The following is a 16,572-nucleotide window of genomic DNA, read 5'->3' on the forward strand; positions in this document are numbered from 1 at the left end:
GCCTTTGTGTCCCGAGATCCGGGGGGAACACATGCGTACGGGTGTCTGCTCCTGCGGCGCCGTGACGTTCGATCTCTCGGCGCCGGGGATCGAGGTCGTGGTCTGCCATTGCCGGGCCTGCCGCCAGTTCCGCGGCCATTACTGGGCCTTTCTCGAAAGCGCGCGCGGGGGGCTGCGGATCACGCGGGATGATCGGCTGGTCTGGTTCGCGGCCTCGGAACGCGACCTGCGCGGAATGCGGGGCGGTGCGCCTTTCTGTGCCGGGCCCCGCGGGCGACATCCAGGCCTGTCACTGCGACGAGTGCCGTCACATGAGCGGGCATCACTCGGCCAGCTTCGAGGGCGACGGGAGCGCCGTCGCCTGGATTGCCCGCGACGAGCTGCACAAGTGGTTCGGCGCCCGCGGAGGAGGCTGGCGGGGGTTCTGCGCGCGTTGCGGGTCGAGCCTGTGCAAGATGGGGGCGGACGGGCGCTTTCGCATCTGTGCCGGCGCGGTCGAGGGCGCCACCGGCGGCCGGCTGGTTGCGCATCGCTTTGCCCAGGGCATGGCCGCCTATCACGACCCCGCCGACGGGCTGCCGGGGATGCCCGCCTGGTCGCGCATGCTTGCGTCTGTCGCGGGCCGTGCTAGGCAAGCCCATCACCTGTTTCGAGAGCACCGCCATGTGGGATGTCCTGACCGCCTTTCCGGCCGAAAGCCTGATCGCCTTCACGCTGGGGGGGCTGGTGCTCAATTTCGCGCCGGGGGCGGATGTGTTCTTCGCCTCGGCCTGCGGGATCGCGGGCGGGCCGCGCGCGGGCGTGATGGCGGGGCTTGGCGTGGGGCTGGGCGTCGTGTGGCACATCACGCTGGCCGCCGCGGGCCTTGCGGCGGTGATCGCGGCCCATCCCGGCGCGCTGGTGGCGATCCGCTGGATCGGGGCGGGCTATCTGCTGTGGCTGGCCTGGGGCGCCTGGCGCGCGGGCGCGGGCGACCCGAGCCGCGCGCGCGGCGTGGTCTCGCCCTGGCGGGCGGTCGGGCGCGGGTTCCTGTCGAATGCGCTGAATCCCAAGCCCGTTCTCTTCATCCTGGCGTTCCTGCCGCAATTCACCCGCCCCGAATATGGCCCGATCTGGATGCAGGTCGTGGCGCTGGGCTCGATCTTCGCCTTTACCGGCACCTTGGTCACGATGGGCTATGGCTGGGTGGCCGGGCGTCTGGGGCAGGTGCTGGCCACGCGAATGAAGGTGGTCAACCGTCTGTCGGCGGTGATCTTCGGCGGGTTGGCGGCGCGGCTGGCGCTGGCCCCATGAGCGATTTCGTCTATGCCCCGCCCGCGACCGAGGCGCCGGTTCTCTTTGCCGACGACTCCATTCTGGTCGTGGACAAGCCTGCGGGCCTTCTGTCGGTGCCGGGCCGTGGCCCCGACCGCGCCGATTGCCTGATCGCGCGGCTGGCGCGCGACTGGCCGCAGGTGCTTTTGGTGCACCGGCTGGATCTGGATACCTCCGGGGTCATCATCTTCGCGCTGAGCAAGGCCGCGCAGGGCGCGCTGGGCCGCCAGTTCGAGGCCCGCGTGCCCAAGAAGGCCTATGTCGCGCGGCTGTGGGGGCATCTGGCGCCGCCGGCCGGGCGGATCGACCTGCCGCTGTGCGTGGACTGGCCCAACCGCCCGCGCCAGCATGTCAACCACGAGACCGGCCGCCCCGCCCAGACCGACTGGCGCGTGCTGCGCCACGAGGCCGACGGCACCACCCGCGTGCGGCTGATGCCGCTGACCGGGCGCAGCCATCAATTGCGCGTGCACATGGCCGAGACGGGCCACCCGATCCTGGGCGATCCGCTCTATGCCACCGGCCCCGCGCGCGCCTTCCCGAGGCTGATGCTGCATGCCGAAAGCCTGCGCCTGCGCCACCCCGACACCGGGCAATTCATGACCTTTTCGGCGCCCGCGCCCTTCTAGGGGCGGCCGCGTGCGGGCAGGGGACCGCGGGGCAGCAGGGGGCCTCAGGCGTCGGGAACGCCCGAGACCGACTTCACCTCGGTGAATTCCTCGATCCCCATCAGCCCGCCTTCGCGCGCACGCCCCGAGGCCCGGATCCCCCCGAAGGGCGCGCCGGGGCCGCGCGGCTGGCCGTTCAGCTCGACCATGCCGGCGCGCAGGGCGCGTGCCAGCCGGGTCAGCCGCGCCGGATCCGAGGTCTGGGCGTAATTGGTCAGCCCATAGGGCGTGTCATTGGCGATGGCGACGGCCTCGTCCTCGGTGTCGAAGGGCAGGATCGACAGGACCGGGCCGAAGATTTCCTCGCGGGCGATGGTCATGTGCGGGGTCACGTCGGCAAAGACGGTGGGGCGCACGAAATAGCCGCGGTTGAGCGCTTCGGGGCGGCCCGGCCCGCCGGCGACCAGACGCGCGCCCTCGGCCAGGCCGGTCTCGATCAGGGCCTGGATCTTTTCGTACTGGGCATGGCTGACGACGGGGCCGATATGGCGCCCCTCCTCCGAGGCGGGGCCGACCGGCGTGGCCTCGGCCAGCTGGCGCGCGGTCTCGACCGCCTGGTCATAGGCGGCGCGCTCGACCAGCATCCGCGTCGGCGCGTTGCACGATTGCCCCGAGTTCTGGAAGCAATGGCGCAGCCCGCGCTTGACCGCATCGGGGTCGGCATCGGCAAAGATCAGGTTGGCGCCCTTGCCGCCCAGCTCCAGCGTCACCTTCTTGAGGGTCTCGGCGGCGTTGCGGGTGATGGCGATGCCCGCGCGGGTCGAGCCGGTGAACGAGATCATCTCGACATCGGGATGGGTGGACAATTGCGTGCCCACGCCCGCCCCGTCGCCGTTGACCAGGTTGAAGACCCCCGGCGGCAGGCCCGCGTCATGCATGATCTCGGCAAAGACCATCGCCGACAGCGGCGCGATCTCGGAGGGCTTCAGAACCATCGTGCAGCCCGCCAGAAGCGCGGCCCCCACCTTCAGCGTGATCTGGTTCAGCGGCCAGTTCCACGGCGTGATCAGCCCCACCACGCCCACGGGCTCGCGGATCAGCCGCGCGCCGGGGGTGTCGCCGAAGGGCTGGTCCCACACCATCTTGTCGAAGGCGGCCAGGAAATTGCCCAGATGCGAGACCCCGGCCCCCACCTGCGATCCGCGCGCCAGCTCGATGGGCGCGCCCATCTCGCGGCTCATGGCCTGGGCCAGATCCTCGGCGCGGGTCTGATAGACCTCCAGCACGCGCGCCAGCGCGGCCTTTCGTTCGGCGGGGGGTGTCGCGGCCCAGCCGGGAAAGGCCGCCCGCGCCGCGGCCACGGCGGCATCGGTATCGGCGCGGTCGCCCAGCGAGATGACCGCGAAGGGCTCCTCGGTCGAGGGGTCGATGACCGCCAGATCGTTGGGCCGCGCCGGGGCCACCCAGGCGCCGTTGATGTAGAAGTTGCGCTGTTCGAGCATGTGCGATCCTCCCTTGCGCGCATGCTGACAGGCACGCCCGCCGGGGGCAAGTGCGGGGGACCAGTGATCGCCCGCACCCCGGCGCCCGGCGGGGCTGCTGCACGGGCTCCGGCGCCGGAACGCGCGTTCGCCCCGCCTGCCGGTGACGGAACCGCCGCCCATTCCGCGGGCAGGTGGCGAAATATCGGACTTTTTTCATGGGGAATGCGCCGAGAGGGCGTGCATTCTGCGGCGCAGCGCCTTAAAGCGATTCCAAATTCAACCGAATCGGAGACGCGCCATGGGACTTCGCATCAACGACATTGCCCCCGACTTCACGGCTGACTCGACCGCCGGTGAGATCCGCTTCCACGAGTGGATCGGCGACAGCTATGCCATTCTCTTCTCGCACCCCAAGGATTTCACCCCGGTCTGCACCACCGAATTCGGGGCCGTCGCCCAGCTGGCCGGCGAATTCGCCAAGCGCAACACCAAGGTGATGGGGATCTCGGTCGATTCGGTCGAGGAACACGTCAAATGGAAGAAGGACATCGAGGCCGTGGCCGGTGCGCCCGCCGATTTCCCGATCATCGACGACACCTCGCTGACGGTGGCCAAGCTCTATGACATGCTGCCGGCCGAAGCCTATCTGCCCGACGGCCGCACTCCGGCGGATTCGGCCACCGTGCGCACCGTGTTCATCGTCGGCCCCGACAAGAAGATCCGCCTGTCGATGACCTATCCGATGGCGGTGGGCCGCAACTTCGCCGAGATCCTGCGCGCGCTCGATGCCGTGCGCGCGACCGACGGCGTGCCCTTTGCCACCCCGGCCAACTGGGTGCCCGGTCAGGACGTGATCGTGGCGCTGTCGGTGTCGACCGAAGACGCCCAGGCCAAATACGGCGAGGTGGACGTGAAACTTCCCTACCTTCGCACGATCAAGCTGTCGGCCTGAGGTCTGGCCATCGGCCAGGCGCTTTCTGGCGCAGGGGGGCGTGTCCGGGGCCATCCGGACACGCCCTTTTCGTTTGCGCGGCCCGTTTGTCTGCGTTGCCCGTCGGGGCGCGGTTCAGCCCTCGGCCAGAAGCGCGTCGAGGAAAGCGACCACCTCGGGGGCGTCCCATTCGGCGCCGCCGATCAGCCGGCCCAGCTCGTGCCCGTCGCGCCCGAAGACCACCGTCACCGGCAGCCCCGGCGCCCCCAGCCCCAGCGCCGTGCGCATCGACGGATCGGCCATCGGCGTCAGATGGGTGATGCCGTTCTCGGCCAGGAAGGCGGCGACGCGGGTCGGCGGGTTGGGCCCCGAGGCCACCGCGATCACCGCGACCTGATCGCCCATCGCGGCCTGGAGCCGGTCGAGCGCGGGCATCTCGGCCCGGCAGGGCGGGCAGGACAGCGCCCAGAAGTTCAGGACCACGATCTTGCCGCGCCATTCCGAAAGGCTGCGCGGGCGCCCCTCGGCATCCTGGAAGGTGACCTGCGGCGCGGCGGCCGCCGGGGCGGCGGGAACCAGCCGCGCCATCTCGCCCTGGCGGGCGGGCAGATCCGCCGCCGCTGCATTTGCAAGGGTCAGAAGCCCCGCGTATAGACAAAGCGCGCTGATCCGCATCCATTCACCTTTCGTCCTGGGGGCCGACATGAGCGAAGACCCGAAACAGACTGCCAATGCCATGTGGGGTGGCCGCTTCGAGGCCGGACCCGATGCGATCATGCAGGCGATCAACGCCTCGATCGGGTTCGACAAGCGGCTCTACGCCCAGGACATTGCCGGCAGCCGCGCCCATGCCGCGATGCTGGCGGCGACCGGTATCGTGGACAATAGCGACGCCGAGGCCATCCGCAACGGGCTTGCCGAAATCTTGACCGAGATCGAGGCGGGGGACTTTCCCTTCTCGGTCGCGCTCGAGGATATCCACATGAACGTGGAGGCCCGCCTCAAGGACAAGATCGGCACGCCCGCGGGCCGGCTGCACACGGCGCGCTCGCGCAACGATCAGGTGGCGACCGATTTTCGGCTGTGGGTGCGCGACCAATGCGATGCCGCGATCGAGGGGCTGCGGGCGCTGATCGGCGCGCTTCTGGTGCAGGCCGAGGCCGGCGCCGATTGGGTGATGCCGGGCTTTACCCATTTGCAGACCGCCCAGCCGGTGACCTGGGGCCATCACATGATGGCCTATGTCGAGATGCTGGGCCGCGATCTGTCGCGCTTCCGCGATGCGCGCACGCGGATGAACGAATGCCCCCTGGGTTCGGCGGCGCTGGCCGGCACGTCCTTTCCGATCGACCGGCACATGACTGCCGCGGCGCTGGGCTTCGACCGGCCCACGGCCAACAGCCTGGACGCCGTGTCGGACCGCGATTTCGCGCTGGAATTCCTGGCGGCCTCGGCGATCTGCGCCACGCATCTGTCGCGCCTGTCCGAGGAATTGGTGATCTGGTCCTCGGCGCAGTTCCGCTTCGTGGCGATGTCGGACAAGTGGTCCACCGGCTCGTCGATCATGCCGCAGAAGCGCAACCCCGACGCCGCCGAGCTGATCCGCGCCAAGATCGGGCGCATCCTGGGCGCGACGGTGGCGCTGTTCACGGTGATGAAGGGGCTGCCGCTGGCCTATTCCAAGGACATGCAGGAAGACAAGGAACAGGTCTTCGATGCGGCCGACACGCTGATGCTGGCGCTGGCGGCGATGACCGGCATGATCTCGGATCTTGGCGTGAACCGCGCCAATCTCGAGGCGGCGGCGGCGTCGGGCTTTTCCACTGCCACCGATCTGGCCGACTGGCTGGTGCGCGCGGCCGGCCTGCCCTTCCGCGATGCCCATCACGTCACCGGCACGCTGGTCGCCCAGGCCGAGGCCAAGGGCTGTGATCTGCCCGACCTGACGCTCGAGGACATGCAGGCCGTTCATCCCGCGATCACCGCCGAGGTGTTCGGGGTGCTGGGGGTGCAGAATTCGGTGGCCTCGCGCCAGAGCTATGGCGGCACCGCGCCCGATCAGGTGCGTGCCCAGATCGCGCGCTGGAAGGAGATCCTGGGATGACGCGGTGCCGGTCCCCGGCGTCCGGGGCGGGGGCGTGCGCCATCCTGGGACTGGCGCTGATTCTGGCGGGCTGCGGCGTCGATGGCCGTCCGACGCCCCCCGAAGGCGCCGCCGCCGCACCCAATCCGCCGGGCTGGGGCAGCCTGTCACTGACCGGCGAGACCGAATTCGGCCTGGCCTGGAACTGACAGGATCTGGAACTGACAGGATCGGGCCGGGTATTGACCCGGCGAAAGGTCGCTCTCTCGGGGGTTGAACCGGGGCCGCGTCCGGCTAGGCTGGGGGCGGCGCAAACATCCGGGGGTGGCGATGTCTTGGCTGAGAACGCTCTATCTGAGCCTGTCGGTGCTGGGGGCGGCACTGACCTTGCCGCATTTCGTGGCCTATCTGTGGATGAACGGCTGGGACTGGCGCGACATGATCGCGGCCTGGTTCCAGAACAGTTCCGTGCGTGGCGTCACCTTCGACGTGCTGGTGGCCGCGGTCACCGCCTCGATCTGGATCGTGGCCGACACGACGTTGCGCCGCGCCCCGCGCGGGCTCTGGGCGCTGCCGGTGATCTGGGGCGTGGGGCTGGGCTGCGGATTGCCGCTTTATCTCTATATCCGCTCGCGCCCGCTGGCGTGATCGCGCTGGCGCGAGGGCGCGTCTGGCCCTAGAAGGGCCTCAAACCGGACGGAGTGAGCCCCGTGGACCATTTTCTTTATCGTGACGGCATCCTGCATGCCGAGAACGTGCCGCTGCCGCAGATCGCCGCCGCGGTGGGCACCCCCTTCTATGTCTATTCCACGGCCACGCTGACGCGCCATTTCCGCCTGTTCGACGAGGCGCTGGCCGGCACCGACCATCTGGTCTGCTTTGCCATCAAGGCCAATTCCAACGTCGCCGTGCTCAAGGTGCTGGGCGATCTGGGCGCGGGCATGGATGTCGTGTCGATCGGGGAATATCACCGCGCGCGGGCCGCCGGCGTGCCGGGCGAACGGATCGTCTTCTCGGGCGTCGGCAAGACCCGCGACGAGCTGCGCACCGCGCTGGAAGGCGGCATCCGCCAGTTCAACGTCGAATCCGAACCCGAGCTGCGCGCCATCTCGGAGATTGCCGCCGGCATGGGGGTCGTGGCGCCGATCGCGCTGCGGGTGAACCCCGACGTCGACGCCCGCACCCACGAGAAGATCGCCACCGGCAAGTCGGAAAACAAGTTCGGCATTCCCATCGCCCGCGCCCGCGAGGTCTATGCCGAGGCCGCGCGCCTGCCCGGCATTTCGGTCGTGGGGGTGGATGTGCATATCGGCAGCCAGCTGACCGAGCTTGCGCCCTTTCGCGCGGCCTTCACCAAGGTGGCCGAACTGACGCAGGCGCTGCGTGCCGACGGGCATCAGATCACGCGGCTGGATCTGGGCGGCGGGCTGGGCATCCCCTACACCCGCTCGAACGAGACGCCGCCGCTGCCCGTCGATTACGGCCGCATGATCGTCGAGACGCTGGGCGATCTGGGCTGCGAGATCGAGATCGAGCCGGGCCGGCTGATCGCGGGGAATGCGGGGCTGCTGGTGGCTTCGGTGATCTGGATGAAATCGGGCGAGGGGCGCGATTTCATGATCCTCGATGCGGCGATGAACGATCTGGTGCGGCCTTCGATGTATGGCGCGCATCACGATATCGTCCCGGTGCACGAGCCCCTTCCCGGCCTTGAACCCGCGCCGGTGGATATCGTCGGCCCGGTCTGCGAGACGGGCGACACCTTCGCCCGCCAGCGCCCGATGCCGCCCTTGGCGCCGGGCGATCTGGTCGCCTTCCGCTCGGCCGGGGCCTATGGCGCGGTGATGGCATCGGAATACAATTCCCGGCCCCTGATCCCCGAGGTTCTGGTGCACGAAGATCACTTCGCCGTCATTCGCGCGCGGCCCTCCTATGAGGAGATGCTGGCCCGCGATACCATTCCCGAATGGATGGCCTGAGCGCGGACCCCCGCAGATGAGCGACGCCCCGCCCGATCCACCGACCGGCGCGGGGACGGCGCATTTGGGCCGGGTGCTTGCGCTGACCCGGCTTTCCCTTCTTGTCGAACGTCTGGCGCGGGCCTTCTGGCCGCTGGCCTCGGTCCTGGCCGGGGCTTGGGCGGTGTGGGCCTTTGCGGGCGCGGAGCTCCTGCGCCGCGGCTGGGGGCCCGGTGCCGCGCTGGCGGCGGGGCTGTGCGCGCTGGCGGCGCTGGTCTGGGGGCTGTGGCGGCTGCGCCTGCCCAGCCGCGCCGAGGCCGAGGCTGCGCTGGACGCCACGCTGCCCGGACGGCCGCTGGCCGCGCTGCGCGACCGCATGGCGCTGGGCGGGCCGGGGGCCGAGCGGCTGTGGCAGGCCCATCGCGCGCGCATGGCCGCCCGCGCTGCCGCCGCGCGTCCGCCCGTTCCGCGCGCCGATCTGGCCCCGCGCGATCCGGCCGCGCTGCGGCTGGTGGCGGGCACGGCGCTGGTGATGGCGCTGGTCTTTGCCACGCCGCCCGCGCCGATGGCCGGCCGTGCCACGCCCGAGGGGCCGGCCTGGGAAGGCTGGGCCGAGCCGCCGCGCTACACCGGCCTTCCCGTCATCTATCTCAACGCGCTCGAGGGCGACACGCTGACCCTGCCGGTCGGCAGCCGCCTGTCGTTGCGGCTTTATGACGATCTGGGCCGGGTCGAGGTGACGCAGGATCTGGGCGCGCCCCTGCCGGGGGGCAACGCGGCCGCGCCGGGCCCGATCCGGCGGCTGGAGATCGCGGTGAACCGCTCGGGCAGCCTTGCGCTGGACGGGCCGGGCGGGCGGCGGCTGGCGGTCGGGGTGGTGCCCGATGCGCCCCCCGTTGTCGAGATCCGCGATCTGGCGCAGCGCCGCGCCGACGGCAAGCTGGTCCAGCCCTTCCGCGCGCGCGACGATTACGGCGTGACCGGCGGGGTGGTGCGTCTCACGCTGGATCTGGACGCGGTCAGCCGCCGGCATGGTCTGGCCCTCGCCCCCGAGCCGCGTCCGCCGCTCGACTTTCCGCTGCCGGTGCCGCTGACCGGCAGCCGGCGCGACTTTGCCCAGACGCTGGTGCAGGATGCCGCGCGCCACCCTTGGGCCAACCTGCCCGTGGTGATGGAGATCACCGCCCGCGACGGCGCCGGCCAGGAGGGGCGCGCGGCGCCGGTTCACCTTGACCTGCCGGGGCGGCGCTTCTTCAACCCGCTGGCCGCCGCGCTGATCGAGATGCGGCGCGATCTGCTGTGGTCGCGCGCCAATGCCCCCCGCGTGGCCGAGATCCTGCGCGCGATCACCTGGCGCCCCGAGGGCTTCATCGACGATGCCCGCGCCTTCCTGACCCTGCGCATGGTGATCCGGCAGCTGGATGCGGCGATCGCGGCCGGGGGCCTTGCGCCCGCCACGCGCGACGAGATCGCCGAGGCGCTGTGGAGCCTGGCCGAGACCTTCGAGGATGGCGGGCTGTCGGATGCGCTGGCGGCGATGAAGCGCGCGCAGGAGCGTTTGTCCGAGGCCATCCGCAACGGCGCCACGTCCGACGAGATCGCGCGTCTGATGGAAGATCTGCGCAAGGCCACCGACGATTACCTGCGCCAGCTGGCCCAGCAGGGCGAACAGCGCGACCCCGCCGAACGCTTTGCCGGCGAACCGCCCAGCCGCGAGATCACCCAGGACCAGATCCAGACGATGATGGACGAGATCGCCCGGCTGATGGAAGAAGGCCGCATGGCCGAGGCCCAGGAGCGGCTGGACCAGCTGGCGCAGATCCTCGAGAACCTCCAGATGCGCGCCGCCGAAGGGCCGGGGCAGGGGCCGCAGGGGCCGGGCGGGCAGGCCCTGCGCGACCTGACCGACACCCTGCGCGGCCAGCAGGATCTGTCCGACGAGACCTTCCGCCAGATGCAGGAGGGGCCCGGCGGCCCCGCCCCCGGTGGTGATCCGGGCGCGGGCGACGATCCGGGTCAGGGCGCGGGTGGGGGCCAGGGTGAGGGCCAGGGTGAGGGGGCCGCCGGGGGCGATCTGGCCGAACGCCAGCGCGACCTGCGCGAAGAGCTGGGCCGCCAGCGGGGCCTTCTGCCGCGCACCGGGACCGAGGAAGGCGACGCTGCCACGCGCCGCGCGCTCGACGAGGCCGGCCGCGCCATGGAAGAGGCCGAAGACGCCCTGCGCGAGGGCGACACCGGCCGTGCGCTCGAACGTCAGGCCGAGGCCATCGGCCGGATGCGCGAGGGCATGCGTCAGCTGTCCGAGAACCTGTCCGGCGACGGGGACGGCCAGCGCCAGCCGGGCGCCGGCGACGGCCGCGGGCAGGCCGGGCGCGAGGTGCCGCGCGATCCGCTGGGCCGCAATGCCGGGCAGGGCGCGCGCATCGGCACCGACGAGAGCCTTCTGGGCACCGAGGATATCTATCGCCGCGCCCGCGATCTGCTGGACGAGATCCGCCGCCGCGCGGGCGAACAGGCCCGCCCCGATGCCGAGCGCGACTATCTGCGCCGGCTGCTGGACCGCTTCTGAGCGCCCGCCCCGTGGCCCCTCAGAGCCAGTCGCGCAGGATCGGGATCAGCGGGATATCGGCCGGCGGCATCGGATAGTCGCGCAGCTCCTGCGGGCGCACCCAGGCCAGGCGCTGCCCCTCGCGCGGGGTGACGATGCCTTCCCAGCGCCGGCAGACATAGAGCGGCATCAGCAGATGGAAGCTGTCGTAGCTGTGGCTGGCAAAGGTCAGCGGCGCCAGACAGCCGATGCCGGTGCCGATGCCCAATTCCTCGTGCAGCTCGCGCACCAGCGCGGCTTCGGGGGTTTCGCCGGGCTCGACCTTGCCGCCGGGAAATTCCCACAGCCCGGCCATGGACTTGCCCTCGGGGCGCTGGGCCAGAAGCACCCGCCCGTCAGCGTCGATCAGCGCCACCGCCGAGACCAGCACCACCTTCACCGGGCCCTCGGGCAGGGGCCCGGACATGCTTTCGCAGCCCTTCATCGTCAGGACCGGTAGTCGGCGTTGATGTCGATGTAGCGATGCGTCAGATCGCAGGTCCACACCGATTTCGCGGCCGTGCCCAGCCCCAGATCCACGCCGATCACCAGCTCCTGGTTCTTCATGTAGGCGCTGGCGGCGGCTTCGTCGTAATCGGGCACGCGCCAGCCCTTCTCGGCCAGCACCATATCGCCGAAACGGATGGTCAGCAGGTCGCGGTCGGCCTTGGCGCCGGACTTGCCCACCGCGGCCACGACCCGGCCCCAATTGGCGTCTTCCCCCGCGATGGCGGTCTTGACCAGCGGCGAATTGGCCACGGCCATCGCCACGCGATGCGCATCCGCCGCCGTCTCGGCGCCGGTCACGCGGATCTCGACGAACTTGGTCGCGCCCTCGCCGTCGCGCACGACCTGATGGGCCAGATCCTGCATCACCCCGGCCAGCGCGGCCTCGAAGTCCCTGGCCTCGCGCAGGCGTAGGTTGGTCAGCGGCTTGCCCGGCCCCTTGCCGGTCGCGGCCACGATCAGCGCATCCGAGGTCGAGGTGTCGCTGTCCACGGTGATGGCGTTGAAGCTGGTGTCGAGATTGCGCGACACGATCTTCTGGAGGCTGGCCACCGGGATCGTGGCATCGGTGAAGATATAGACCAGCATCGTGGCCATGTCGGGCGCGATCATCCCCGAGCCCTTGGCGATGCCGACGATGCGGATCGGGCCGGTGTCGGTCTCGACCTCGGCCATGGCGCCCTTGGGGAAGGTGTCGGTGGTCATGATGGCGCGCGCCGCCGCCTCGATGCCGCCTGCGTCCAGCTGGCCGGACAGATCGTCCAGCACCGACAGGATACGCTCATGCGGGAGCGGTTCGCCGATCACCCCGGTCGAGGAGGTGAAGACCCGCCCCGCCGGCAGCCCCAGCGTCTGCGCCACGCCCGCGCAGAGCGCATCGACCGACGCCTGGCCGGCCGCGCCGGTAAAGGCGTTGGCATTGCCGGAATTGACCAGGATCGCCGCGCCTTCGGGGCTGTCCTTGCCGATCTTGGCCTGGCAATCCAGCACGCAGGCCGCCCGCGTGGACGACCGCGTGAAGGCCCCGGCCACCGCCGTGCCGGGCGCCAGCCGCGCCAGCATCACGTCGGTGCGGCCCTTGTAGCGCACGCCCGCCGTTCCGGCGGCGAATTCCACCCCGGCCACCGGCGGCAGGTCGGGAAAGCCCGCGGGCGCAAGCGGCGAGATCTGCACCACCTTGGCCGCCGGGGGCGCGATCACCCCCGCCGCCGAGGTCGGCGGCGCCGCAAGGCGTTCGAGCCGCTGACGCGCGCGCTCGAGCTTTGCCTTCAGCTTCTTCGCCTTGGCTTTCCAGTCCTTGTCGCCCTTGCCCATCGGCCGTTCACTCCTTGAAGATGCTTTCGTCGCGGACCACCGCGGGGTCGATCCCGTCGGCCATCCGCTGGATGTCGGATTCGTTGAGAACCTCCTCGACCCTGGTCTCGACGGCGCGCGCCCGGAGATCGTTCTCGATGTCCTCGCGCACGTCCTCGATCGCCGGCGCCGAGGTCAGCCGCGTGTCATTGAGCTTGATGACATGCCAGCCGTATTCGGTCTTGACCGGGTCCGAGACCTGGTCGGGCTTCATCGCCGCGATGGCGTCGCCGAAGGGTTTGACCATCACCCCCAGCGAGAACCAGCCCAGATCCCCGCCATTGGGCCCCGAAGGCCCGATCGACAGCCGCCGCGCCAGATCGGCGAAATCGGCGCCGCCGTCCAGATCGGACTTGATCTTCTCGGCCTGCTCCCTGGTCTCGACCAGGATATGCGAGGCATTGTATTCGCGTTCGGGCTCGGCGGAGGAATAGCGCGCCTCGTATTCGGCGCGCAGATCCTCGTCGGTGACGGCGCGTTCGGCGGTGCGGTCAAGGATGCGCCCGGCCAGATAGGCGCGGCGGTCCACCTCGAGCATCGCCTGATCGCGCACCGACACGTTCTTTTCGGCCAGCTGCGCCAGCGCGGTCTGCTGGATCAGCTGTTCCAGCATGCCGTTGAACAGCACGTCGTCGGGCAATGAGCGATATTCCGCCGGCAGGCTGAGACGCAGCGCGGCAAGGTGGCCCAACGTGATCTTCTGGCCGTTGACCGTGGCCAGGACGGTCTCGGCATTGGCATGTGCAGTCTCGGCCATCGCCGGCGCGCCCAGCGCCGTCATCGCGGCCAGCGCGGATGCAAGGATCGCAGTTTTCGGCATCGAAGCCACTCCCTGGGGCGGGGAACGGTCCCCGCGGCCTCCGCGGCAGCCCGCGGCGTTGACACTCTGGCACCAGCCCCTTACATCGCCAAGGGACCTGTGACGGCCTGCCACGGCCGCCGCGTTGCGCTTTCTAGGCTGACGGGGAAATCCGGGCAAGGCCGCCGTTCATGGGACTTTGAACAGGCTGCTCCGCGGGGATGGAATGCTGGGACTGGGAACGCTGTCGAAAAAGGTCTTTGGCACGCCAAACGACCGCAAGGTGAAATCCGTCCGCCCGCTGGTCGCACGGATCAATGCGCTGGAAGAGGAATACCGCGCCCTGTCGGATCAGGAGATCCGGGCGCGCACCGCGCAGTTCCAGGAACGCATCCGCAAGGGCGAAACCCTTGACGACCTGCTGCCCGAAGCCTTTGCCAACTGCCGCGAGGCCGCCCGCCGCGCGCTGGGGCTGCGCGCCTTCGACGTGCAGCTGATGGGCGGGATCTTCCTGCACCAGGGCAACATCGCCGAGATGAAGACCGGCGAGGGCAAGACCCTTGTCGCCACCTTCCCGGCCTATCTGAACGCGCTGGCCGGCAAGGGCGTGCATGTCGTCACCGTCAACGATTACCTGGCCCGCCGCGACGCGGAATGGATGGGCAAGGTCTATGCGGCGCTGGGCCTGACCACCGGCGTCGTGGTGCCGTTCCAGCCCGAGGCCGAGAAGCGCGCCGCCTATGCCGCCGACATCACCTATGCCACCAACAACGAGCTGGGCTTCGACTATCTGCGCGACAACATGAAGAACGCGATCGAGGACATGTCCCAGCGCGGGCATTTCTTCGCCATCGTCGACGAGGTGGACAGCATCCTGATCGACGAGGCGCGCACGCCGCTGATCATCTCGGGGCCGGCGCAGGACCGTTCCGAGCTTTATCGCGTGCTCGACCGCTTCATCCCGATGCTGTCGGAAGATCATTACAAGATCGACGAGAAGACCCGCAACGCGACCTTCACCGACGAAGGGAACGAATATCTCGAGCAGCTCCTGTCCGAGGCGGGCGTCCTGCCCGAGGGCCAGTCGCTCTATGATCCCGAAAGCACCACGATCGTGCACCATGCCGGTCAGGCGCTGCGGGCGCACAAGCTGTTCCACAAGGATCAGAACTATATCGTCCGCAACGACGAGGTGGTGCTGATCGACGAATTCACCGGCCGGATGATGCAGGGCCGGCGCCTGTCCGAGGGGCTGCATCAGGCGATCGAGGCCAAGGAGGGCGTGAAGATCATGCCCGAGAACGTCACCCTGGCTTCGGTGACCTTCCAGAACTATTTCCGGCTTTACGACAAGCTGGCCGGCATGACCGGCACCGCCGCCACCGAGGCCGAGGAATTCGCCCAGATCTATGGCCTGGGCGTGGTCGAGGTGCCCACCAACCGTCCCATCCAGCGGTCCGACGAACATGACCGCGTCTATCGCACCGCGCGCGAGAAATACGGCGCGGTTCTCGAGGCCATCCACGAGGCGCACGGTCGCGGCCAGCCGATTCTGGTCGGCACCACCTCGATCGAGAAATCCGAGATGCTCTCGGAGATGCTCAAGAAGGCCAAGATCCCGCATAACGTGCTCAACGCCCGCCAGCACGAGCAGGAAGCCCATATCGTGGCCGAAGCCGGCAAGCTGGGCGCGGTGACCATTGCCACCAACATGGCCGGGCGCGGCACCGACATCCAGCTGGGCGGCAACGTCGAGATGAAGGTGCTCGAGGCGCTGGCGGCCGACCCGCAGGCCAACCCCGACGACGTGCGCGCCCGCATCGAGGCCGAGCACGCCGAGGAGAAACAGAAGGTTCTGGATGCCGGCGGCCTGTTCGTCCTGGCCACCGAACGCCACGAGAGCCGGCGCATCGACAACCAGCTGCGCGGCCGGTCGGGCCGTCAGGGCGATCCGGGGCGGTCGCTGTTCTTCCTGTCGCTGGAAGACGATCTGATGCGCATCTTCGGGTCGGACAAGCTGGACGCGGTGCTGTCGCGGCTGGGCATGCAGGAAGGCGAGGCGATCATCCACCCGTGGGTGAACAAGTCGCTCGAACGCGCGCAGGCCAAGGTCGAGGGGCGCAACTTCGACATCCGCAAGCAGCTGCTGAAATTCGACGACGTGATGAACGATCAGCGCAAGGCGATCTTCAGCCAGCGCCTTGAGATCATGCGCGCCAGCCGCGTCGACGAGATCACCCGCGACATGCGCCACCAGGTGATCGACGATCTGGTCGACGAATTCATGCCGCCGAAAGCCTATCCCGATCAATGGGATGCCAAGGGGCTGAAGGCCGCGGTTCTGGAAAAGCTGAACATGGACATGCCGATCGGCGCCTGGGCCCGCGAGGAAGGCGTGGATCAGGGCGCGATCCGCGAGCGGCTGGAACGCATGTCGGATGCCTACATGCGCCAGAAGGCCGACCGCTTCGGCGGCGGCACGTTGCGCGGGCTGGAAAAGCAGATCCTGCTGTCGACGATCGACGCCAAATGGCGCGAGCATCTGGTCCGGCTCGAGCATCTGCGCTCGGTCATCGGCTTCCGCGGCTATGCCCAGCGCGACCCGCTGTCGGAATACAAGACCGAGGCCTTCCAGATGTTCGAGGCGCTGCTCGACGGTCTGCGCGCCGAGGTGACGCAGCGTCTGGCCGAACTGCGCCCGATCACCTCCGAGGAGCAGACCGCGATCCTGCGCCAGCTTGCGGCGGCGCAATCGGGAGGGGCAGGCGCTGCGGCGGCCCCGGCCCCCAAGCCCGCCACCAACCCCGATGCGCGGCCGGGCTTTGACGAGAACGACCCCGCGACCTGGGGCGATCCCGGCCGCAACGACCCCTGCCCCTGCGGTTCGGGCGAGAAGTTCAAGCATTGCCACGGCCGCCTGGCCTAGGGATTGACGCCCGTGTAAATGC

The 16,572-nt window shown here is 69.7% G+C and carries 14 protein-coding genes and 2 pseudogenes; 11 read left to right on the forward strand and 5 right to left on the reverse strand.

Annotation, left to right across the window (positions count from 1 at the left end; all coding sequences use genetic code 11):
• Positions 1-31: 31 nt before the first annotated feature.
• The 4 genes and pseudogenes from BW949_RS17790 to BW949_RS04530 form a co-directional block, all read left to right on the forward strand.
• A pseudogene (locus BW949_RS17790) lies at positions 32-172 on the forward strand (GFA family protein); the annotation flags it as partial.
• A 16-nt stretch (positions 173-188) separates the two neighbouring features.
• A pseudogene (locus tag BW949_RS17795) lies at positions 189-446 on the forward strand (GFA family protein); the annotation flags it as partial.
• Positions 447-624: 178 nt separating this feature from the next.
• Positions 625-1,293, forward strand: coding sequence for a LysE family translocator (locus BW949_RS04525; RefSeq protein ID WP_328585808.1), 669 nt, complete (start codon positions 625-627; stop codon positions 1,291-1,293).
• Positions 1,290-1,943: a pseudouridine synthase gene (locus tag BW949_RS04530; RefSeq protein WP_076364769.1), complete on the forward strand. Its 654-nt coding sequence runs from the start codon at positions 1,290-1,292 to the stop codon at positions 1,941-1,943. Before BW949_RS04525 ends, BW949_RS04530 begins: the two co-directional genes overlap by 4 nt.
• A 44-nt stretch (positions 1,944-1,987) precedes the next feature.
• On the opposite strand, the gene BW949_RS04535 is transcribed toward BW949_RS04530, so the two are convergent.
• On the reverse strand, positions 1,988-3,424 hold the full coding sequence (locus tag BW949_RS04535) for an aldehyde dehydrogenase family protein (protein WP_076363772.1): 1,437 nt from the start codon (positions 3,422-3,424) through the stop codon (positions 1,988-1,990).
• Between the two features lie 280 nt (positions 3,425-3,704).
• On the opposite strand from BW949_RS04535, the gene BW949_RS04540 reads away from it, so the two are divergent.
• Positions 3,705-4,358 (forward strand): peroxiredoxin, encoded by a 654-nt coding sequence (locus tag BW949_RS04540; RefSeq protein WP_076363773.1) that lies wholly within the window; start codon positions 3,705-3,707, stop codon positions 4,356-4,358.
• Between the two features lie 114 nt (positions 4,359-4,472).
• Here the strand turns inward: BW949_RS04540 and BW949_RS04545 are convergent, their stop codons facing one another.
• On the reverse strand, positions 4,473-5,012 hold the full coding sequence (locus tag BW949_RS04545; RefSeq protein WP_076363774.1) for a TlpA disulfide reductase family protein: 540 nt from the start codon (positions 5,010-5,012) through the stop codon (positions 4,473-4,475).
• 28 nt (positions 5,013-5,040) lie between these two features.
• Between BW949_RS04545 and argH the strand changes: the two genes are divergently transcribed.
• The 5 genes from argH (at position 5,041) to BW949_RS04570 (ending at position 10,947) form a co-directional block, all read left to right on the forward strand.
• Complete coding sequence (gene argH / locus BW949_RS04550) at positions 5,041-6,441, forward strand: argininosuccinate lyase (RefSeq protein ID WP_076363775.1); 1,401 nt, start codon at positions 5,041-5,043, stop codon at positions 6,439-6,441.
• Positions 6,438-6,629: a hypothetical protein gene (locus BW949_RS04555; protein WP_076363776.1), complete on the forward strand. Its 192-nt coding sequence runs from the start codon at positions 6,438-6,440 to the stop codon at positions 6,627-6,629. The genes argH and BW949_RS04555 overlap by 4 nt, the downstream gene beginning before the upstream one ends.
• A gap of 121 nt (positions 6,630-6,750) precedes the next feature.
• Positions 6,751-7,068 carry a DUF2834 domain-containing protein gene (locus tag BW949_RS04560; protein WP_076363777.1) on the forward strand — a complete coding sequence of 106 codons (318 nt, stop codon included), beginning with the start codon at positions 6,751-6,753 and terminating at the stop codon, positions 7,066-7,068.
• Positions 7,069-7,130: 62 nt separating this feature from the next.
• Complete coding sequence (lysA, locus tag BW949_RS04565; RefSeq protein ID WP_076363778.1) at positions 7,131-8,399, forward strand: diaminopimelate decarboxylase; 1,269 nt, start codon at positions 7,131-7,133, stop codon at positions 8,397-8,399.
• A 16-nt stretch (positions 8,400-8,415) separates the two neighbouring features.
• The gene (locus BW949_RS04570; protein ID WP_076363779.1) at positions 8,416-10,947 is read left to right on the forward strand and encodes a DUF4175 domain-containing protein; all 2,532 of its coding nucleotides are present in this window, start codon (positions 8,416-8,418) and stop codon (positions 10,945-10,947) included.
• Positions 10,948-10,966: 19 nt separating this feature from the next.
• Here the strand turns inward: BW949_RS04570 and mutT are convergent, their stop codons facing one another.
• The 3 genes from mutT to BW949_RS04585 are packed head-to-tail and all read right to left on the reverse strand — an operon-like array spanning position 10,967 to position 13,645.
• Complete coding sequence (mutT, locus tag BW949_RS04575; protein ID WP_076364771.1) at positions 10,967-11,365, reverse strand: 8-oxo-dGTP diphosphatase MutT; 399 nt, start codon at positions 11,363-11,365, stop codon at positions 10,967-10,969.
• Positions 11,366-11,412: 47 nt separating this feature from the next.
• Positions 11,413-12,786, reverse strand: a complete 1,374-nt coding sequence (gene argJ, locus BW949_RS04580) for a bifunctional glutamate N-acetyltransferase/amino-acid acetyltransferase ArgJ (protein ID WP_083947590.1) — start codon at positions 12,784-12,786, stop codon at positions 11,413-11,415.
• 7 nt (positions 12,787-12,793) lie between these two features.
• Complete coding sequence (locus BW949_RS04585; RefSeq protein WP_076363780.1) at positions 12,794-13,645, reverse strand: peptidylprolyl isomerase; 852 nt, start codon at positions 13,643-13,645, stop codon at positions 12,794-12,796.
• Between the two features lie 205 nt (positions 13,646-13,850).
• On the opposite strand from BW949_RS04585, the gene secA reads away from it, so the two are divergent.
• Positions 13,851-16,550 (forward strand): preprotein translocase subunit SecA, encoded by a 2,700-nt coding sequence (secA, locus tag BW949_RS04590; protein WP_076363781.1) that lies wholly within the window; start codon positions 13,851-13,853, stop codon positions 16,548-16,550.
• The last annotated feature ends 22 nt before the right edge of the window (positions 16,551-16,572 follow it).

The sequence above is a fragment of the Phaeovulum vinaykumarii genome (assembly GCF_900156695.1).
GTDB classification, from domain to species: domain Bacteria; phylum Pseudomonadota; class Alphaproteobacteria; order Rhodobacterales; family Rhodobacteraceae; genus Bieblia_A; species Bieblia_A vinaykumarii.